This is a genomic window from Ruegeria sp. O11 (genome assembly GCF_056535285.1).
In genome coordinates, this window is the sequence record NZ_JBQERS010000003.1 from 178673 (window position 1) to 198727 (window position 20055).

The window sequence follows — 20055 nt, forward strand, 5'->3', positions numbered from 1 at the left end:
CAGCACCATCTCGGAGCACCGCATGCCACACGCCGTTATCGTCGCACATGGACAACCGTCAAATCCGGCACCCGCCGAGGCGGCGCTGGCGCGCTTTGCCAGGCAAATAGATTCACTGTGTCATCGGGTCTCGGTTCATTCCGCCACTTTGGCTGCACCTGACACGCTTGAGACGTGCCTTGACGAATTGCCCGGCGACATAGCGATCTATCCGTTGTTCATGGCGAAGGGTTGGTTTGTAACCAAGGCTTTACCTAAGCGACTTGGTTCTCGGTCGGTCAAAATTCTGGATCCTCTGGGTATCGATCCGCAGTTGCCATTTTTGGTTAAAAGCGCCCTGCATCAAAAACTTGAAAATCTGGGATGGTCAGCACCTGACACTGATCTGGTAATCGCAGCCCATGGTTCAGGGCGCAGCAATAACCCGGCAACGGTGGCCCATGGGTTTGCAGATACGCTGGGCCAATTGGTCACATTCAAAAGCACCCGAACCGGCTTTGTTGAGCAATCTCCAGGCATTGCCGCAGCAGCATCAGGATGTGGTGAGAAGGCGCTTTGCCTGCCCTTCTTTACCTGCACCGGAGGCCATGTGCTCGAAGATGTGCCGCAAGAATTGGCCCGCGCAAACTTCGGCGGCCAAGTTATGCCAGTCATTTCTGAGCTACCCCAAGTCGAACAACATATCGCTACGACATTGGACGCCATTTAGGCAAGCGCATTCTATCCGGATTGTTGTGCATCCGAAAACTCACAGTAGAACCGGTGGCAAGATCGTCCGTTTCGTTTTGCGGCATATAGCGCCAGATCAGCGGCGTGCAGTACATCCTGCGCTTTTGGCTTTTCAAACTGGGTCGACAAAGCAGTACCAACGCTCGCTGATACACTGCAGGCCGCTCCCTCGAATTTCATCGGCTGGCAAAGTTGCGCGATCAGGCGCCGGGCAATGCTGTCGAGTTTTTTCCGGTCGGTCATCCCTTTGATAATCAAGACAAACTCGTCCCCGCCGACACGAGCGACCGTATCATCACTCCGCGTTTCATCAAGCATGATCATTGCGGCTTGCTGCAGCACAAAATCCCCTGCGGCATGGCCCAGACGATCGTTGACCGATTTGAAAAAATCCAAATCCAGATGCATTAATGCAAATGACGATTTCGTTGATATCAAATGCCCGAGTATATGGTCCATTGCACGCCGGTTTTTTAGCCCGGTCAGCGTGTCTGTATAGGCCTGCTCCTCAGCTGCCAGCTTTGCACCTTGCAGACGCAGGTTCAATGATCTGGAAGCCTCCATCGCGGCAGATTTAGCTTCGACCAAATACAGCAATTCGATCGCCAAATCGGAGCCTGAGAAATCTGCGCTTGTCAGCGCATAGTCTCGTACCGCGTCCAATATTGAGATACCGAATGACAGGTTAACAACCGATGCACCCTTTCCAGAAAGTGGCGCGATCAGGCCCTTAAAGGCTGTTTGCGGTTGATCTTGGAAACGAAGACGTAACCGCGCGCCTGGCGTCGAAAGCAACGTTGGAAACTCAGTGACAGAACGCGGGCGCTGCAACTCAAAGACGTCAAGAAAACGCCGCCCTGCCATGGGTTGCTCCGGGCGCAGTTTCTGCACTGTGGGGCCCACTTGAACAATTCGCCCCTCATCATTGATAAGAACATACATGGGGCACAAAGTATCGAGAAGGGAACCTAGATCTTCGGTTTCGATCATGATTTCCGCGCCCCAAGCTCAAAATGACGCCCTTCGGCAAAGGCGCTTTCGATCAGTGTAATCGAAATGAGCTCTGACCCATTTCGACGCTCTTCGTTCGAAAGAACAACAAGTGCGCCGTAGTCATCCGCCATAGCCCGCAAAACACCAGTCATAACACTGGAAAATCCCGGCAGCCCGGGAGAGCAATATAGTTGGTATTCCGCTGATGAATGTTCCTGCAATTCAAGGTCCGGCAGCGTGAGATCCGAAACAGCAAGGCGCACTCGATCAGACAAATCATCTAGCGAGTGCAGAAACTCGACATACGTTACGCCCCCGAAACGCAGCAATCGCCTCAGGTCCTCCATATTCGGATGTGATACGAGGTAGGTTCCCAAGTCCTCAAGAAACTCGGACTTTCGACGGTTCAACTCGGTACAAAGCACGTCTAGCACACGATCTGAAACCTCTGCCTCATAGATCAGCATCGCCTCGAATTCGACGAAATCCAATCCTGCGGCTTGGGTCGCCTGCAGCCAGCATTGGCGCCCATAAGTGGCACAAACGAATGATTGGATCGCCCTGTTAATCAGCCCATGCATGAAACAACTCGAATTGGATATCTGCTTCAGGTGACCCCAGAAAACTTAACAAACACCCAATATCCTGGCCGAGATCATGAGAATGTTAGACATTCATGACCTAATCCCCGTGGTACGGTTAGGTCAGAAATCTGTCGGCGCGCCCCCTTCAGCCTTGCGGCGGGCAACAAAGTCTTCAAGCTCTTCGCGGATCGCCTCGTCCAACGCCGGCGCTTCAAAATTGTTAACGATTTCTTTGAACATTCGATGGGCCCGTTCCGCAGTCCAGATACCGCCAGCGACTTCCCAGGCCTCAAAGTTTTTCCAATCGCTCAGAAACGGCTGATAAAACGCCGTGGTATAGCGATCCTGTGTGTGTTGAATGCCAAAGAAATGCCCGTCATTTCCCACTGAACGGATTGCTTCAAGGGCGATCTCGTCCGGTCCTGTTGCTGTCAATTCCGGCTGCATATATCGCTGAATCTGTTGCAGGATTTCGCAATCCATGATGAATTTCTCAGGACTCGCGATCAGACCGCCTTCCAGCCAACCAGCCGCGTGATAGACCATATTTGTTCCAGATTGAACAGCGGCCCACAGTGAATTTGATGTCTCCCAAATGGCCTGGCCATCTGGCACATTCGCAGCGCACACACCCGAAGAGCGCATCGGCAATCCATAGAACCGCGCCATTTGTCCGGTCATCTGCGTCGAGCGCATGTATTCCGGCGTCCCGAACGCGGGCGCTCCGGACTTCATATCAACATTCGAGGTGAACGTCCCAATCACGCATGGAATGCCGGGCCGGACATATTGGAACAGCGCAATAGCACACAATGCCTCGGCCAGCGATTGGGCGACCGCACCCGCCATCGTCACAGGGGCCATTGCACCTGCCAGAGTAAACGGAGTTACCACAATCGCTTGTCCACGCCGCGCCAACCTCAGACAACCATCGATCATCGGATGGTCGTGCTTGAGCGGTGACGTCGAGTTGATGTTGGTATACATCCGAGGCGATGCCTCAAACTCTTCGTGACTCAAACCGCCTGCGATGCGGACCATTTCCATCACATCTTCGACACGTTCCTTACCCAGTGAGTAGGCGTGCATCGCCTTGTCAGTCAGCGTGAGCTTGTCATAAAGCACATCAAGATGTCGGACGCTGGCATGGATATCGACAGGTTCAACCGGATAACCTCCGGCAAAATGGATGCAGTTGAAATACTGCGTCAGTTTCAGCAAATCCTGACACATCCGTCGGGTGCCGGGTACTTTTTTACCAATTTCCATGTCCCAATAGTTCGGCGGTGACGAAACATTGCCGAACAACATGGTTTTGCCTCCAACCTCGATCTGACGGTCCAAATTGCGTGGCGTTATGGTGAATGAGCTTGGGGCTTTGCGCACCATTTCCATGACAAAGTCCCGCCCCATACGGACGTTATCACCAGAGATCGTACAGCCAGCTTCGCGCAAAATGCCAAGAGCTTCTTGATTATAGAACTCGATACCGATCTCTTCGAGGATGCGCATAGCTCCTTCGTGGATCGCCTCAATCCCCTCTGATCCCAACGGTTCTGTTGGCCGGTCTAAGTTCACAGGCGGATTCCACGGCATCTGATCGATGACTTCACTTCCGCGACGGGTGGCTGCACCAGCGCGGCCGCCGCTGCGGCGTCTGCGTGTCCTGCTGTCTTCCATAGCTGTCCTCCTGGCGCTCTCTTTCTCAAGAAAGCCCCGAAGAATTAGCTCTCGCCGCTCTATCTGCGACAAGTGGTGTCGGTTTTGTCGTTCAAACTGGCGTTTCAGAACACCGAACAATCAGATTTCCGACAACCAGCCGGGAATATGGCCGATGTCGGGTAAAACTACATCTGCCAAAGGTTCGAGCGTTTCTGTTGTAGCCAGCCCCGTAAGAACACCAATCGTCACCATGCCTGCGGCGCGACCCGCTTCAAGATCATGAAGACTGTCACCAACCATGGCGACGCGCGACGGATCAACATCGACATGTTTGGCAAATGCCAAAAGCTGTCCTGGACCGGGTTTGAAGCCATGGCCACTGTCATACCCTGCAACAAAATCGAAGTGGCCCCGAACTCCGACCGATTCGAGATGACGCAGCGCCGGTATCTCGGCGTCATTGGTCGCAACACCCAGTTTAAGCCCGGCCTTTCGCATATTTTCAAGAAAAGGTGCGAGAGGAACAGCAGGCATTTGCTCTGACGCTGCGGATGCGTCATTGAGAGTTTCGACGATTTGATGCTGAGCGATGCCAGTCAAGTGCGGCGTCAGGGCACGCGCAATTTCATCGACGGTTCCCGCAATAACGATACTGTCAGAGCTATATCTCTCCTCGGCATAATCAAAACCGATGACCTGGCCAAGTTCAGCCGCGCGCTGCGTATCCCCGTCGGATAGGCGTTCAAGCGCGATACGTCCGAACGCACCCCATGTAGACGCAAAGTCAAAAAGCGTGCCGTCCTTGTCGAAGACGAGGGCGTCAATGTTCATAAATTTAGGCTCCTATTGGTCAGGTCCAGTGCATATCAGAAGTGCCGGATAACACAGCGCGGGCGCGGCCCGGTTCTTCGTAGGGCACGGAATGGGCGTCACAAAAGGCGATCACCCAGGAATCGTCAAGCATCAGAAAGTCCAGTACCGATCCCAAAAACTCGCTTTCTCCTGCCCGAGCACGCAAATCCTCTATGGAAGCGCCGGTTGCACCCAGAAAAACTGGGAGCAACTCATCATTTCCAACCAACCAATTCAGCACCCTCAGGGCCAATGTTTCAGCAGAATGGACAGAGATCGGCATTATCTGGCCTCGACGACGCTCTTAGAAAGGGTTTGTTAACCAGACTCATAAACACTTTGGTAGCGCATGCAATCTAACGGTGAACGGCAATGTCTGTACAGGGTACCATACTGGTCCTCGACGGGGTCTCGACCAATCGCATTATGCTTAAGGTCCAGCTCACCGCGGCCTGGTATCATGTTGTACAAGGGGAAAAGCTGGCCGGATTGGGTGCTTTACTAAGGCGCACGCGTCCTGACTTGGTTTTGACCGCCCAAACCTTGCCCGACGGGACCGCCTCGGATGTTAAGAAGTTAATGGCGGTTGACCCCACTTTGGCTGATGTACCGATTGTTGCCATCACGCCGCAAAATGATAGGACGGCGCGATTAAAGGCCTTATCGGATGGTCTAGACGACGTGCTGGGTTACCCATTTAAGGATACTTTGCTTCTCGCGCGTGTTCGCAGCCTGTTGCGCTCACGTGCCGATCGGCAGGAACTGAGCCTTGGGGACGGCAACCAATCCATTGGTTTTGGTGAGGCGGCACAAATACCGCTTGCGCCACCTGCGATCGCGCAGATTGCGTTGTTGACCCAGACCCCACGCGCCGGAGCGCTATGGGGCAGTGCGTTGGCGCAGCAAACACGACACCGCTTGTCCAATTACACGCTGCCCGATCTGCACGGCGTTTTCTCTGAACCTGCTCCTGATGCCATTGTCGTCGAGATTGCGCCCGGCGGATCTGGAGGGCACATCCTGGCCGATCTAAAATCCCGCAGCGCCACCCGAAACACCGTATTAATCGGCGTTCTGTCAAACGAGGATGCGACCCTCGCCGCCGAAGCTTTGGATAAAGGGGCGGATGCAATTTGTATGGGAGGGTTCCACCCGGACGAAATCTCGCTCCGACTCGACACCCAGATCGCCCGCAAAACCCGCGACGACAAATTGCGCGCGTCGATACGTAAAAATCTATCCGAATCGCTGACCGATCCTCTGACAGGGTTACACAATCGTCGATTCGCCATGAGGGCACTTGATCAGATCGCCCACCAGGCCTTGGAAACAGGGCGTGGGTTTGCACTGATGCTGGCGGATTTAGATCACTTCAAGGCGATTAATGATCGTTTTGGTCATTCTGGCGGTGACATCGTTCTGACAGAAACAGCGCGCAGGCTTCAAGCAGCAACAGGAAAGGCCGGCTTTGTCGCACGCATCGGCGGAGAGGAATTCATGATTGGGCTTCCTCATTGCTCGGCGGAGCAGGCGTTAAAACACGCGGACATGATCTGCGAAAGCATTTGCAATAAACCGTTTTGCCTGCCGGACGAATCCATATTGACCTCGATCACGATCAGCGTAGGCGTAAAATGGTGTTCCTCACCTGATCTGAATATTGCAGGTCGCAGAAATGCCGTCGGTCAGTTGATCCGTTCAGCCGACCAGGCTTTGTATGCGGCGAAAAATGCGGGTCGCAATCAGGTGCATATCCGTAGTTCAGCAGCCTGACGAGTTAGTTTCGTTTCTTGTGTTTACCTGGGCCGCGTTTGACGACCTCCTCCAGCCGATCCGCATATTTGACCCGCTCTTCCGCGCTCATTTGCGTGACTTGCGCAAGCCATTGCTGGTGCAGCGCTGTTTGCAGCTCTGCCGTTGCCTGCGCCTGCTTCTCAAGCAAATCTTCAACCGCAGACGGATCAAATGGCACGGCTCGCAAGGCCTGGCTAAGCGCACCAAAATCCTGTTTGCGTCGATGCGATCCTTTGCCCCGCAGATCTGACAATTCACCTTTGAGAGCTTTGCGATCAGATTTGGGCAGGGCATAGTACAATGCTGGGCCAAATCCTGGCGGTATGGCGGCACGATCACTGCCTTTGAAACGCAAGGCTGTACCCAGGACGACTCCTGCAATTAGCAGGTTCAGAGCAAGCGAAGCGATCAGCAGAATCGGCATCCATTTACGTTTGGGTGCAGGATTATCGCTCATTCCGCGTCCTCCAGATAGTTTTCATCTAAGTTGAGATCAGCCATCAGATAGGTTGCATCCTGCGAGACAAAATAATCTGCAGGGTCAGGTAGAAAAGCAGGCGCAGAAAACCCGATCCAGATGCCAGCTGCACTTGCGGCCACAAGGCCACTTACCCCATGCCATCCGCCGATGACATTCATCCGGTCCCGCCATGTTCGACGCCGTTTGCGTGCGGATCGAGCCAACCGAACCGCCTCTGCATCAGTTTCAATTCGAACGGAAAGATCGTCTGGGAACACATCCCGAGCGTCGCGCGCTTGCGCAAACAGGTGTTCAAGTTCTTTGTCATGATCAGCCATGTTCGTACCCCAGTTCATCCCGACGCCCCGCAAGTAATGTGGCCAGTGATCGTTTTCCACGCGCAGTCAGGCTTTCAACCGCCTCAACCGAGATATCCATAATCCCTGCGATTTCAGGGTTGGACAACTCTTCGATATGCCGCAGAACCACAGCTTGCCGTTGCCGATCCGGCAACTGATCCAATGCCGCCTGCAACGCATCCTTACGCTCGGTATCTTGCATCCGATCAACCACGCTGGCGGATTCGTCTTCTGGCTCGGCAACATTTTCGAGCGCATCAGGCCGATTTCTTCGGCGCATATCCAGGCACAGGTTCAATGTCACACGATAAAGCCAGGTCGAAATCTGCGCCTGTCCCGGCACCCAGTCAGGCGCCATCTTCCAAAGACGCATCATCGCCTCTTGTGTCACATCTTCGGCTTCCGCCTGATTTCCCAACATTCGCAAGGCCACGGAATAGCTGCGCGGTCCAAGCCGCCCGGTCAGCAGACGGGCCGCAGCCGCATTGCCATCAGCAAACCGGCCCAGCAACTCCTCGTCGCTGAGCTCGGGCACGGCAGAAAAACCGCCGTGCGCCTCGTTTGGGTAAGAGGTCAGATCCTCCATCCCGTATCAGTTGTTGTCTGTGTCCGACTTCTGGTGCCGCTTGTGTTTCCGACCCATCCTGTCTTTCGCATCCGCATATTCCTGTTCTGATATCGATCCGTTCCCATCGGCGTCGATACGCTCGAACATCTTGGAGGCACGGCGCGGTTTCGGCAATTCATCTTCGCTGAGGAAACCATCGGAGTTAGCATCGTGCTTCTCAAACATCTTAGAGACACGCTCGCCGGCTTTCGCCTGTGCTGCTGCCTGCATTTCCTCAACGCTCAGCTGCCCGTCTCCGTCAGTGTCAGCAGCCGTGAATTTCTGGTTGCGATGCTCCGCGATCTCGGCCTGAGTTACCTGCCCGTCTCCATCGGCATCCAGTTCCTGAAACGTCGGACGCGGCCCTTTGGCCAGTGCTGAGCTGCCGGATACTGCAACTGCCGCAAGAACGATGGCCGAGATGAAAGTTTTGGTTTTCATTACAAAGTTCCCTGAATTTAGCGGCACCTTGCCGCTGTTGATACTTCTTAAAACGCAGCCCGGGCAGCTTTCCGTCGCATCGTGCACAACTTTTTTCGTCATGTTTGAAATTTGATCAGTTGCTGATACGCTGTAAGCAATCGCCACAAAGCGACGCACCCCCCTTTTCCGACGGGTTGGAAACGGCCTATATCGCCCGAATAGAAACGCGCGAGATTTAAATGACTGATCAGACTATCGACACTGCGGTCGAGGACGACCGCCCGACCAAACCCGCACTGATCCGTGGGTTTCGTTGCAAATGCCCGAATTGCGGCGAGGGCAAACTGTTGCACAGCTATCTCAAGGTGAATGATAGATGCTCGGAATGCGGTCAGGAATTGTTTCACCACCGTGCCGATGATGGCCCGGCCTATCTTACCATTTTGATTGTCGGGCACCTTCTGGCGCCTGCGCTGCACGTCTCATACGTACACTGGCGGCCTGACCCTTGGGTCATGGCAATTGGCTTCTCGATCGCCTGCGTTGCCCTCTCGCTGTACCTTCTGCCCCGCTTGAAAGGGGCTGTGGTCGCATATCAATGGGCGCGTCGGATGCACGGGTTCGGCAAATCTGCATGAGCGCGGACAAAACCGCCATTCGCAATGCCGCGACCGTCATCGTTCTGCGCGACAGGCTCAGCGACCCCTCGATCCTGATGGGGCAGCGTGGTGCGAAAGCCGCGTTTATGCCAAACAAATTTGTCTTTCCCGGCGGTGCAGTCGACCCTGATGACGCTCACGTTCCACTGAGCACTCAGTTACCCGATCTCTGCTCCGAACGTCTGTCACAGCGATCCGAACTAGGGTTGCAGAATGCGCTGGCGGCTGCCGCGATCCGGGAATTGTGGGAAGAAACCGGATTGATCCTTGGGCAACCGGGCGAATGGCAGGGTACGGCCCCGAACGACTGGCAGAGCTTTGCCGCTATGGGCTATCAACCTTCCGCAGAAGCGCTGCAATTCGTGTTCCGGGCGGTCACGCCACCCGGTCGCTCACGCCGGTTTGATGCCCGGTTCTTTTTGGTCGATGCAAACGCAATTCAAGGCGATCTGGATGACTTCACTCATGCCTCGGACGAGTTATCGCATTTGCAGTGGGTCAAAATCAGCCAGGCGCGCGAATTCGATCTGCCTTTCATCACCGAAGTCGTTCTGGCCGAAATCGCCGCGCGCGCTGCAGACCCAAGCCCGCCGGACACAGTGCCTTTTTTCCTCAACAATGAAGAAGCCAGCTTGTTCCTGCAATTGCGCGGCTTTCCAATGCCCTACACGAGCTAACGCATCCGGCTGACGACTACAGTCACCTCGGGTTTTTTGCCGATCTCAGCTTGGGCGGTCTGGCGCGCAATCCGGCGCAACCCCTCTTCCAGCTTGTCGTCATCGCGCAGCGTTTTTGCGCCAGCGCGCATCAGGAACTGGTTCAAATCTTCTTCCAACACCTCGACCAGACCGGCACGGGACGATCCGATCTCGGGCAGTCCCATCGTGTCGCACCATGGCTCGCCCAACGGTTCGTCTTCTTCGTCCAGAATGACTGTGATTGTGATATGGCCATTCAATGCCATGCGGATACGGTCACGCACAACACCATCCAATGCGCCAATCTTGACCGTACCATCCAGATAGGTCCGGCCCGTCTCGATGTAGTCTACCACTTTCGGAGCATTTCCGGTCAGGTCCAACATGGTGCCATTCACGGCCAAAATCCCGGTCCTGCCACCCGCCTCGGCCAGTTTGGCATGTTCACGCAAATGGCGGTGCTCGCCGTGCATTGGGATGACCATTTGCGGATCAACCAGAGCATGAACCTTTTCCAGATCAGGCCGATTCGCGTGACCCGAGACGTGATACAGCCCCGAACTGTCATCGACCACATCCACGCCCTTTTCACTGAGCTGGTTCATAATGCGGATCACACCGCGTTCGTTTCCTGGGATAGTCTTGGACGAGAACAGGAACAGATCCTCCTCTTTCACCTCAAGCCCGCGATACTTACCGCGCGCCAGTTGGGCGCTGGCCGCACGACGTTCTCCCTGACTGCCAGTCACAATCAGCATCAGGTTTGCGCGCGGGACATCCAGCGCCTCTTCCGCGCTTATGACTTTCGGGAAGTCGCTGAGAATGCCCGTTTCAGTCGCCGCCTCGATCATCCGGCGCATCGCACGGCCCAGCAATACGACCGAACGCCCAGCCTTCTGGCCAGCCTCGGCAAGCGTTTTCACACGCGCCACGTTCGATGCAAATGTGGTTGCGATAACCATGCCATTGGCATCCTGCACCAGCTGCGTGATTTCAGGCCCGACCTCGGATTCCGATCGGCCGGGGTGGGATGAAAAGACGTTTGTACTGTCACACACCAACGCTTTGACACCCGACTTGGCCACCTCGGACCACAAGTCAGGATCAAACGGTTCACCCACAATTGGATTGGCATCCAGCTTGAAATCACCAGTGTGCACAACGCGTCCAGCCGGAGTGTCGATGACCAGCCCTGCACTTTCCGGGATCGAATGCGATACCGGCAAGAAACCAACTGTGAATGGTCCGGCATTGATCTGTTCGGGCCACGGAGATGCGGTTCGCACCGTCTCGGTCGGATGGCCATGCTCCTCCATCTTGCGGCGCGCAATATTCGCCGTGAAGGCACGCGCATAAACAGGGGCACCCAGTGACTCATAGCAATGCGCGACCGCTCCGACGTGGTCCTCATGCGCATGAGTGACAAAGATCGCTTCAAGCTGATCGGCACGCTCCTTTAGCCATGTGATATCGGCAAAGATAAGATCAACGCCGGGCGAGGTATCCATGTCCGGGAAAGCAACCCCGAGGTCCACAAGAATCAATCGCTCATGCCCAGGTTTGCCGTAGCCATAGACGTAGGCATTCATGCCGATTTCGCCTGCACCGCCCAGCGGCAGATAGATCAGTCGTTCACTGCTCATGTTGAGCCATTTTCCTTGTTATAGCGATGGATCACGGTCAGGCCGTGCATCGTCAGATCATCTTCAAACTCGTCGAACAGGTCAGCGGCTTGCTGAAACAGGGGCGCAAGCCCCCCGGTCGAGATTACTTTCATAGGCACCCCGGCCTCGGCTTTTATCCGCTCGCAGATCTCGCGCACCAAACCGACATAGCCCCAGAAGACACCGGATTGAATGCACTCTACCGTGTGGGTCCCGATCACCTTTTGCGGCTTCGATATGTCCACATGCGGCAACGCGGCTGCTGCGAGGTGCAGTGCCTCAAGGCTGAGGTTGACGCCAGGCGCGATAACTCCGCCAACATAGGCACCGTCATGAGCGACGACATCAAATGTCGTTGCCGTACCGAAATCCACCACAACCAGATCGCCGCCAAAGCGGTCAAAGGCCCCTGCTGTATTAACCAGACGGTCCGGTCCGACTTGCGTGCCTTCGTCGACACGAGGGTTGGCGGGCAGCAGGCAGTCGGGTTTACCAACGACCAGAGGGCGACATCCGAAGAAACGGTCTGCAAAGACCCGCAGGTTGAAAACAACACGTGGCACAGTCGAAGAGATGATGACATCTGTAATGTCCACCTCAATTCCGTAGTGTTTCACCAATGTCGAATACCACGTGAAATACGCATCCGCGGTGCGCGCGTGGTGGGTTGAGGTGCGCAGGGTGCACAGAAATTTCTCGCCATCCCAGATCGAGAAAACGGTGTTGGTATTGCCGCAATCAATCGCCAGAAGCATTTGTGCCCCCTTTAGAAATAGACGTCCGCGGCAGGAATGCTGACACGGCCCTTGGCGGTGTTTAGGACAAGGCTGCCACCCGCGTCTACCGTTTCGAAGGTTCCTACCGTCTCGGACGCTGCGGTACGCGCGGTAATAACCTCGCCCAGCCGTGCTGCGCGAGAGAGCCACGCGGTGCGGATCGGATCGAACCCATACGTCATGAACTGGGTTTCATAGTGGGCATAGGCCGAAGCCAGTTCTGCCAGAAAATCCTCAGGCGTGACATTGGAACCGGTTTCCGACAGCAACGACACCGGCCGCACGGCGCCGGGTTCGACGCTGCCAGCGGTGGGAGCCTCGGACAGATTGACGCCAATGCCGATTGCCAGATGCGAAACACCTCGTCCCTGCCCAGTGCTTTCCAGCAAGATGCCAGCCAGCTTGCCACCGTTGAGCAACACATCGTTAGGCCACTTCAGTGACAGACCCGCCGCTCGACCGGTCACCGCGACGCAGGCATCGTAAAGTGCGAGGGCCGCGACGAAACTGCGAAGCGCGGCTTGTTCCGGATCTCCAGGCGGTCGCATCAGCAAGGTCGCGGCCAGATTGCCCTTGGGGTTGGTCCAGGCACGACCACGCCGACCGCGCGCTGCGGTCTGGCGATGCGCCAAAATCCAGACGGGTCCCGAGGCGGTCGGCGCGAGTCGCGCGGCTTCGTTTAGGGTGCTGTCCACCTCCTGCAGTACATGCAGCCCGTATCCTTGCGGCCAATCACTCATGTCAAAAAGGCCCGGTACAGTGACCGAGCCCCTTTCTGTTTACGGAACCAAGATCAGTTGACAAGCGTTGTCGCCGCCGCAGCTGCAGCGCCTTCGATTCCGAACTGATAAAACACACCGATCAGCATCAGCGCGGCAGACCCCATCAGAGCGCCCCACAGAACTGGTGACGATCGCGTTTCGATCGGGTCCTCGTTCTCAGCCCCGAAATACATGTAGAACACGATCCGCAAGTAATAGAACGCACCGATGACCGAAGCGATTGCCGAGGCAATAACCAGACCGGTCAACCCGGCCTCTACACCAGCTTGCCAGACGCCAAACTTGGCGAAAAAGCCCAGCATCGGGGGCACGCCCGCAAGGCTGAACATCAGGATCAGAACAGCCAGAGCTTTCCCGGGGTCACGTTTTGAATACTGACGCAATGCATCGATATCCGTCACTGGCTTGCCATCACGCTCCATCATCAAGATGAAGGCGAATGTGCCGATGTTCATCGTCACATAGATTGCCAGATACATCAGCATGGCCTTGACGCCCATCTCGGTACCAGCGGCCAGACCAATCAGGGCATAGCCCATATGTGCAATCGAAGAGAACGCCATCAGGCGCTTGATGTCACGCTGCCCAATCGCCGCGACCGCACCCAGCAGCATCGACAGGACTGACAACAGAACGATCACCTGCTGCCAGTCTTTGACAACCCCGCCAAAGGCATCGTGCAAAACACGCGCGAACAGGGCCATCGCGGCCACTTTCGGGGCAGTGGCAAAGAACGCGGTAATGGGTGTCGGTGAGCCTTCATACACATCCGGTGTCCACATGTGGAACGGCACGGCAGAGATTTTGAATGCAAGGCCCGATATCAGCAAAACAAGGCCAAATAGCAGGCCGAGTGATACGTCGTCGTGATGCACGGTCTGGATGATGCCCGAGAACAAAGTCGTTCCGGTAAAGCCATAGACCAGCGACGCACCGTAAAGCAGCAGGCCAGAACTGAGCGCGCCCAGAACAAAATACTTCAGTCCCGCCTCGGTCGATTTGGCACTGTCCCGACGCAGCGCGGCTACAACGTAAAGTGACAGCGATTGCAACTCGAGGCCCATATAAAGCGACATCAGATCGCCCGCGCTGACCATCATCATCATGCCAACAGCGGCCAGAGCCACCAGAAGCGGATACTCAAAACGCAACAGACCACGGCGTGCCATGTAATCCTGACTCATCAGCAGGACTGCGGCTGCAGAGAGAAGGATTGCAACTTTGGCAAACCGGGCAAATCCGTCATCCACGAACATGCCGTTGAAAGCAATATTCGTGCCATCGCCATTCGTCGCGATCCAGATCGCCAGCAACGCCATAAGCCCTGCCGTTGACCAGACCAATACCGGTGCCAGCCCATCCTTTGTCGTGTAGACAGCCCCGATCAGCGCCGCCATCGCATAGATTGCCAGAACGATTTCCGGCAGGATAATTGTCAGATCAGCCTGGATCATGTCTCCAAAGCCTCCTTAATGCGATGCGGCTGACTGGGTCGCGGTCTCAGCCGCGGCCAGAGCCGTGTCATAGTTCGAAATCAACGCAGCCGTCGAGTTGCCGATCACATCGGTCACCAGCGAAGGATAAACACCCAGCAGAATGGTCATCACGATCAGAGGCGCAAAGATCAGCCGCTCGCGCGAGCTCATGTCGGTAATGGCTTTCAGGCTTTCCTTGATCAGATCGCCAAACACCACACGGCGGTACAGCCAAAGCGCATAGCCGGCCGAGAAGATCACACCGGTCGCGGCCACAGCCGTTACCCATGTGTTGACCTGGAAGGCGCCCATCAGGGTCAGGAATTCTCCTATGAATCCGGACGTACCCGGCAAGCCAACATTTGCCATGGTGAACAACATGAAGACCAGCGCATAGGCGGGCATCCGGATTACCAAACCGCCATACGCCTCAATATCGCGGGTGTGCATTCGGTCATAGATCACACCGACGCAAAGGAAGAGCGCGGCCGAGATGAACCCGTGGCTGAGCATCTGGAAGATCGCGCCGTCAATGCCCTGCTGGTTCGCTGCAAAGATACCCATGGTCACAAAGCCCATATGTGCGACCGAGGAATAGGCGATCAGCTTCTTCATATCCTCCTGCACCAGCGCCACAAGCGAGGTGTAGACAACGGCTATCGCCGACATCCACAGCACCACATCGGTCATCACCGCCGAACCCACCGGGAACATCGGCAGGCTGAACCGTAGGAAGCCATAGCCACCCATCTTCAACAGGATCGCAGCCAGAACAACCGATCCCGCCGTTGGCGCCTGAACGTGCGCATCCGGCAGCCAGGTGTGAACAGGCCACATCGGCATCTTCACCGCAAACGACGCGAAGAAGGCCAGGAACATAAGCGTCTGCATACCGCCGACGATATACACGCCCAGCACGCTGAACCCTTCCGACGAGAACTGATGGCTCATCAGCGCCTCGATATCCGTGGTGCCCGCATCCGCGTACATCGCAACCATCGCCACCAGCATCAGCACCGAGCCAAGGAAGGTGTAGAGGAAGAACTTGAAGCTGGCATAAATCCGGTCTTTGCCACCCCAGATACCAATGATCAGGAACATCGGGATCAGGCCCGCCTCGAAGAACAGGTAGAACAGCACCAGATCCAGCGCCATAAACACGCCCAGCATCAGCGTTTCCAGCAGCAGGAAGGCGATCATGTATTCTTTGACTCGATCCGTGACGTTCCAGCTGGCAAGAATGGTCAGCGGCATGATGAAGGTGGTCAGCAGCACAAACAAAACGCTGATTCCATCCACACCCATCTTGTATTTTAGGCCCAGCAGCCACTCGCCCTCTTCCACCATCTGGAAGCCGGTGTTGGACGGATCAAAGCCTGTGTAGATGCCGATCGAGACCAAGAAAGTCACGGATGTGGCAACAAGCGCCACCCATTTGGCGTTGCGTTGCGCGGCTACGTCCTCACCATGCAGGAACAGGGCCAGAATGCCTGCAGCGATGGCGGGGATGAAGGTGACAATAGATAGGATATTGTCCATTAGTGTGCGCCTCCGCCGATAGACATCCAGGTGACAAGGGCAGCAATGCCCAAGACCATCCAGAAGGCGTAAGTAAAGATGTAACCGGTCTGAGCTTTCCCCGCGAGGCGCGTGAAGAAGGGCACCACGCCCATCGCAACCCCGTTCAGGAAGCCGTCGATTGTGTTGCCATCACCACGTTTCCACAGGAACCGGCCAAGCGCCACGGTGGGTTTGACAAAGATCGCATCGTAGATCTCGTCAAAGTACCATTTGTTCAACAGGAACAGGTAGAGCGGACGCTGGTTCGCGGCCAAACGTGCAGGCAGCGAGGTGTTCGCGATGTAGAACCAGTAAGCCACGATGAACCCGAGTAACATCGCTACAAAGGGTGAGACCTTAACCCATTTCGGGGCTGCGTGCGCATCGTCCAGCACATGGTTGTCGGGTGCCATATAAAGCGCACCTTCACCCGGTTCTCCGGCAAAGACATAGTGGTGATCGCCGCCATGCGCGTCCTTCTCACCATGCGCGTCCTTCTCACCATGCCCGTCATCCTTATGGGCGGTATCGTCATGGCTATCATCTGCGTGGCTATCGTTCGCGTGGCTATCTTCGCCATGCGAATCCGCTTTGCTGTGATCGCCCGCCTCTGCATGCTCTGATGCCTCGGCCACTGGAATCCCGTAGAACTTGCCCACCTTATCCGCATGGCCAAAGAAATTGCCGTACCAGATCATCCCGGCAAACACTGCACCCAGCGACAGCACGCCCAGCGGTACCAACATGGTCATTGGGCTTTCATGCGCATGTTCATGGGTATGCTTGTCGCCACGCTCCTCACCAAAGAAGGTCAGGAAGATCAGGCGCCAGCTGTAGAACGATGTGAACATCGCAGCGATGACCAGCATCCAGAAGGCATATCCAGTGCCACCGGCATACGCGCTTTCGATAATTGCGTCTTTCGACAGGAAACCGGCGAAGCCGAAAGTGGTCAGCGGAATACCCACGCCAGTAATCGCCAGAGTGCCGATCATCATCGCCCAGAACGTATAAGGTATCTTCTTCCGCAGGCCACCATATTCGGTCATTTCCTGCTCGTGATGCATTGCATGGATGACCGAGCCTGCACCAAGGAATAGCAGCGCCTTGAAGAATGCGTGTGTCAGCAGGTGGAACATCGCCGCTGAATACATGCCGACGCCAGCGGCCACGAACATGTATCCCAGCTGAGAACAGGTCGAATAGGCGATGACGCGTTTGATGTCGGTCTGAACCAGACCCACGGTCGCCGCGAAGAATGCGGTCGAGGCCCCAAGGAAAGTGATGAACCCGGTCGCTCCCGGAGCGAACTCCATCAGCGGCGACATGCGGCAGACCAGGAACACACCCGCGGTCACCATCGTCGCCGCGTGGATCAGTGCCGATACAGGCGTTGGGCCTTCCATCGCGTCGGGCAACCAGGTGTGAAGGATCAACTGCGCTGATTTACCCATCGCGCCGATGAACAGCAGGACGCAGATCACTTCAATCGCGGTCCACTCCCCCCACAGGAAGTGCAGCTTTTCTTCTGCCAACGTAGGAGCGGATGCGAAGATGTCCGAGAAGTTGATGCTGTCCGTCAGGAAGAACAGCGCGAAAATCCCGAGCGCAAAGCCAAAGTCACCGACACGGTTGACGATAAACGCTTTCATTGCAGCGGCATTGGCCGACGGCTTACGATAGTAGAAGCCGATCAACAGGTATGAGGCGACGCCCACGCCTTCCCAGCCAAAGAACATCTGCACCAGATTATCCGCCGTCACCAGCATCAGCATGGCGAAGGTGAAGAAGGACAGATAGGCAAAGAAACGCGGCTTATAGCTTTCGCCTTCGCGCCACTGCGGATCATGATCCATGTAGCCGAAGGAATAGAGGTGAACCAGCGCCGAAACAGTCGTCACCACGATCAGCATGATCGCGGTCAGACGATCCAGCCGAATAGCCCAGCTTGTCGACAAAGATCCGCTCTCGATCCAGCGCATGATCTCGATCTGTTGCGTAACCCCGTCGAACGCGAAGAACACGATCCACGACAGCAGACAGGCCAGAAACAGCAGGCCTGTTGCGGTCCACATGGCGGCTTTCTCGCCGATAAAGCGCCAGCCAAACCCGCAGAGCAGCGCGCCCACCAGCGGGGCAAAGAGGATGGTGGTTTCCATGTTCTCTTACCCCTTCATCATATTGACGTCTTCAACCGCGATGGTGCCGCGGTTGCGGAAGAAGCAGACCAGAATGGCCAGCCCGATCGCCGCCTCGGCCGCCGCCACGGTCAGAACGAACAGCGTAAACACCTGCCCGACCAGATCGCCGAGGAAACTGGAAAATGCCACAAGGTTGATATTCACCGCCAGCAGCATCAGTTCGATGCTCATCAGTAGGATGATGACGTTCTTGCGGTTCAGGAAGAGACCGAAGATGCCGATGACAAACAGCGTCGCCGCGATCGTAAGATAGTGTTCAAGTCCGACCATCGTCTTATAGCCCCTGCCCCGGTTTCACGTCCTTTAACTCCATCGCTTTGGCCGGGTCGCGCATCATCTGGCCGATGATGTCCTGACGCTTGATGTCCTGACGGTGGCGCAGCGTCAGCACGATTGCGCCGATCATGGCCACCAGCAGGATCAGCCCCGCCAATTGGAACAGAAGGAAGTATTGATCATAGAGGATGACACCCAGCGCCTCGGTGTTGTGGCGGTCGATCGGGACCGGCTGCGCCAGATTGGCCGCCGCGCCCTGAGCGCTATCCCATGCGCCAAAGGCCATGACGAACTGCATCAGAATGACCAGACCGATCAGCAAGGCCAACGGCATATAGCGCGCCATCTCGGCCTTGAGTTCGGCAAAGTCCACGTCCAGCATCATAACCACGAACAGGAACAGCACCGCGACCGCGCCCACGTAGACGATGATCAGCAGCATCGCCACAAACTCGGCCCCCAACAGAACGAACAGCCCGGCCGAGGATAGAAAGGACAGGATCAACCACAGCACCGAATGCACCGGTTGGCGGCTGATTACCGTAAACAGCCCTCCGGTGATGGCGCTGATGGCAAACAGGTAGAAGGCAAAGACGGTCATTGATCCTCATCCTCGTTATCGCCCATGACCTCTTGCGCTAGATCCAGCGCGCGGGTCATGGCCGGGATGCCGGCAAAGACCGACATCTGCCCGATCGTTTCCACGATCTCTTGTTTCTTGGCGCCTGCTTCCAATGCATGGCGCACAGTCTGGCGCACCGCCGAGTCCGCCTGCGCGCCCTGACAGGTCAGCCCGGCCAGCGTTAGCAACAGGCGGGTCTTGGCATCCAGCCCGTCCTTGTTGACGGTGTTGCCGAACATCATCTCCATGACCTCTTTGGGCATGGTTGGCCACAGCGCCTCGAACCCTTTGGGCGAGAAATTCTCCATCGCCGGGTTCATCGCCTTGGCCATGTCCTGAGCCTGCTTCATCATCAGCTCAAACGGATTTGTCGGGCTATCGCTCATCGGTACGGCGCGTCCATTTCCAGATTGCGAGCGATCTCGGCTTCCCAGCGTTCGCCATTGTCGAGCAGTTTTTCCTTGTCGTAGAACAGCTCTTCGCGGGTTTCCGTGGCGAATTCAAAATTCGGGCCTTCGACGATGGCATCGACCGGGCAGGCTTCCTGACAGAAGCCGCAATAGATGCACTTGGTCATGTCGATGTCATAGCGCGTGGTGCGACGGCTGCCGTCTTCGCGTGGCTCGGCATCGATGGTGATGGCCTGCGCCGGGCAGATCGCTTCGCACAGTTTACAAGCGATGCAGCGTTCTTCGCCATTTGGGTAACGGCGCAGGGCGTGTTCACCCCGGAAACGCGGCGACAGAGGTCCTTTTTCGTGCGGATAGTTCACGGTGGCTTTGGGGGCGAAGAAATACTTCAGCCCCAGCTTCATGCCGACCCAGAAGTCCTGCAAAAGGAAGTATTTGGCAGCGCGGGTGTAGTCGAATTGGGTCATGA

The 20055-nt window shown here is 56.1% G+C and carries 23 protein-coding genes; 4 read left to right on the plus strand and 19 right to left on the minus strand.

Translation table 11 applies throughout. The features are described 5' to 3' along the window. Positions 1 to 22: 22 nt before the first annotated feature. Positions 23 to 709: a sirohydrochlorin chelatase gene (locus tag ACRZ91_RS09155; RefSeq protein ID WP_480904491.1), complete on the plus strand. Its 687-nt coding sequence runs from the start codon at positions 23 to 25 to the stop codon at positions 707 to 709. An 11-nt stretch (positions 710 to 720) separates the two neighbouring features. Here ACRZ91_RS09155 and ACRZ91_RS09160 read toward each other — a convergent pair whose 3' ends face one another. From ACRZ91_RS09160 to ACRZ91_RS09180, 5 genes are all read right to left on the minus strand, one after another. Further along, positions 721 to 1719, minus strand: coding sequence for a diguanylate cyclase domain-containing protein (locus ACRZ91_RS09160; RefSeq protein ID WP_480904494.1), 999 nt, complete (start codon positions 1717 to 1719; stop codon positions 721 to 723). Next, the gene (locus ACRZ91_RS09165) at positions 1716 to 2303 is read right to left on the minus strand and encodes a heme NO-binding domain-containing protein (protein ID WP_170476494.1); all 588 of its coding nucleotides are present in this window, start codon (positions 2301 to 2303) and stop codon (positions 1716 to 1718) included. Before ACRZ91_RS09165 ends, ACRZ91_RS09160 begins: the two co-directional genes overlap by 4 nt. 123 nt (positions 2304 to 2426) lie before the next feature. After that, complete coding sequence (locus ACRZ91_RS09170) at positions 2427 to 3986, minus strand: trimethylamine methyltransferase family protein (RefSeq protein WP_010442744.1); 1560 nt, start codon at positions 3984 to 3986, stop codon at positions 2427 to 2429. A gap of 120 nt (positions 3987 to 4106) precedes the next feature. Next, the gene (locus ACRZ91_RS09175) at positions 4107 to 4799 is read right to left on the minus strand and encodes an HAD family hydrolase (RefSeq protein WP_170476499.1); all 693 of its coding nucleotides are present in this window, start codon (positions 4797 to 4799) and stop codon (positions 4107 to 4109) included. 19 nt (positions 4800 to 4818) lie between these two features. After that, on the minus strand, positions 4819 to 5103 hold the full coding sequence (locus ACRZ91_RS09180) for a DUF3572 domain-containing protein (RefSeq protein ID WP_010442746.1): 285 nt from the start codon (positions 5101 to 5103) through the stop codon (positions 4819 to 4821). Between the two features lie 89 nt (positions 5104 to 5192). On the opposite strand from ACRZ91_RS09180, the gene ACRZ91_RS09185 reads away from it, so the two are divergent. Further along, a complete protein-coding gene (locus ACRZ91_RS09185) occupies positions 5193 to 6593 on the plus strand; it encodes a diguanylate cyclase (RefSeq protein WP_480904499.1) in 1401 nt (466 codons plus the stop codon). 4 nt (positions 6594 to 6597) lie between these two features. Here ACRZ91_RS09185 and ACRZ91_RS09190 read toward each other — a convergent pair whose 3' ends face one another. The 4 genes from ACRZ91_RS09190 to ACRZ91_RS09205 are packed head-to-tail and all read right to left on the minus strand — an operon-like array spanning position 6598 to position 8481. Further along, a complete protein-coding gene (locus ACRZ91_RS09190) occupies positions 6598 to 7071 on the minus strand; it encodes a periplasmic heavy metal sensor (RefSeq protein ID WP_480904502.1) in 474 nt (157 codons plus the stop codon). Continuing rightward, positions 7068 to 7412, minus strand: coding sequence for a hypothetical protein (locus ACRZ91_RS09195; RefSeq protein ID WP_480904505.1), 345 nt, complete (start codon positions 7410 to 7412; stop codon positions 7068 to 7070). Before ACRZ91_RS09195 ends, ACRZ91_RS09190 begins: the two co-directional genes overlap by 4 nt. Next, positions 7405 to 8019: an RNA polymerase sigma factor gene (locus tag ACRZ91_RS09200; protein WP_480904508.1), complete on the minus strand. Its 615-nt coding sequence runs from the start codon at positions 8017 to 8019 to the stop codon at positions 7405 to 7407. Before ACRZ91_RS09200 ends, ACRZ91_RS09195 begins: the two co-directional genes overlap by 8 nt. A gap of 6 nt (positions 8020 to 8025) precedes the next feature. Next, positions 8026 to 8481 (minus strand): EF-hand domain-containing protein, encoded by a 456-nt coding sequence (locus ACRZ91_RS09205; protein WP_480904511.1) that lies wholly within the window; start codon positions 8479 to 8481, stop codon positions 8026 to 8028. A gap of 221 nt (positions 8482 to 8702) precedes the next feature. On the opposite strand from ACRZ91_RS09205, the gene ACRZ91_RS09210 reads away from it, so the two are divergent. Both ACRZ91_RS09210 and ACRZ91_RS09215 read left to right on the plus strand, forming a co-directional pair. Next, positions 8703 to 9101, plus strand: a complete 399-nt coding sequence (locus ACRZ91_RS09210; protein WP_480904514.1) for a DUF983 domain-containing protein — start codon at positions 8703 to 8705, stop codon at positions 9099 to 9101. Then, entirely contained in the window at positions 9098 to 9799 is a 702-nt protein-coding gene (locus tag ACRZ91_RS09215) for an NUDIX hydrolase (protein WP_170543444.1), read from the plus strand. The genes ACRZ91_RS09210 and ACRZ91_RS09215 overlap by 4 nt, the downstream gene beginning before the upstream one ends. On the opposite strand, the gene ACRZ91_RS09220 is transcribed toward ACRZ91_RS09215, so the two are convergent. Genes ACRZ91_RS09220 through nuoI form a run of 10 tightly spaced genes read right to left on the minus strand, consistent with a single transcriptional unit; the run spans position 9796 to position 20053 of the window. Further along, on the minus strand, positions 9796 to 11463 hold the full coding sequence (locus tag ACRZ91_RS09220; RefSeq protein WP_480904517.1) for a ribonuclease J: 1668 nt from the start codon (positions 11461 to 11463) through the stop codon (positions 9796 to 9798). The genes ACRZ91_RS09215 and ACRZ91_RS09220 overlap by 4 nt on opposite strands. After that, positions 11460 to 12239, minus strand: a complete 780-nt coding sequence (locus ACRZ91_RS09225; protein ID WP_010442755.1) for a type III pantothenate kinase — start codon at positions 12237 to 12239, stop codon at positions 11460 to 11462. Before ACRZ91_RS09225 ends, ACRZ91_RS09220 begins: the two co-directional genes overlap by 4 nt. Before the next feature lie 11 nt (positions 12240 to 12250). Then, a complete protein-coding gene (locus ACRZ91_RS09230) occupies positions 12251 to 13000 on the minus strand; it encodes a biotin--[acetyl-CoA-carboxylase] ligase (protein ID WP_480904520.1) in 750 nt (249 codons plus the stop codon). 53 nt (positions 13001 to 13053) lie between these two features. After that, on the minus strand, positions 13054 to 14496 hold the full coding sequence (gene nuoN, locus ACRZ91_RS09235) for an NADH-quinone oxidoreductase subunit NuoN (protein WP_480904523.1): 1443 nt from the start codon (positions 14494 to 14496) through the stop codon (positions 13054 to 13056). 15 nt (positions 14497 to 14511) lie between these two features. Beyond that, positions 14512 to 16056 (minus strand): NADH-quinone oxidoreductase subunit M, encoded by a 1545-nt coding sequence (locus ACRZ91_RS09240; RefSeq protein WP_170543436.1) that lies wholly within the window; start codon positions 16054 to 16056, stop codon positions 14512 to 14514. Then, on the minus strand, positions 16056 to 18236 hold the full coding sequence (gene nuoL, locus ACRZ91_RS09245; RefSeq protein ID WP_480904525.1) for an NADH-quinone oxidoreductase subunit L: 2181 nt from the start codon (positions 18234 to 18236) through the stop codon (positions 16056 to 16058). The genes ACRZ91_RS09240 and nuoL overlap by 1 nt, the downstream gene beginning before the upstream one ends. Positions 18237 to 18242: 6 nt before the next feature. Continuing rightward, complete coding sequence (gene nuoK, locus ACRZ91_RS09250) at positions 18243 to 18548, minus strand: NADH-quinone oxidoreductase subunit NuoK (protein WP_480904528.1); 306 nt, start codon at positions 18546 to 18548, stop codon at positions 18243 to 18245. A 4-nt stretch (positions 18549 to 18552) separates the two neighbouring features. Continuing rightward, positions 18553 to 19155, minus strand: coding sequence for an NADH-quinone oxidoreductase subunit J (locus tag ACRZ91_RS09255; protein WP_170543433.1), 603 nt, complete (start codon positions 19153 to 19155; stop codon positions 18553 to 18555). Further along, positions 19152 to 19562 carry a carboxymuconolactone decarboxylase family protein gene (locus ACRZ91_RS09260; protein ID WP_010442761.1) on the minus strand — a complete coding sequence of 137 codons (411 nt, stop codon included), beginning with the start codon at positions 19560 to 19562 and terminating at the stop codon, positions 19152 to 19154. The genes ACRZ91_RS09255 and ACRZ91_RS09260 overlap by 4 nt, the downstream gene beginning before the upstream one ends. Further along, entirely contained in the window at positions 19559 to 20053 is a 495-nt protein-coding gene (gene nuoI, locus ACRZ91_RS09265) for an NADH-quinone oxidoreductase subunit NuoI (protein WP_480904531.1), read from the minus strand. The genes ACRZ91_RS09260 and nuoI overlap by 4 nt, the downstream gene beginning before the upstream one ends. Positions 20054 to 20055: the final 2 nt, after the last annotated feature.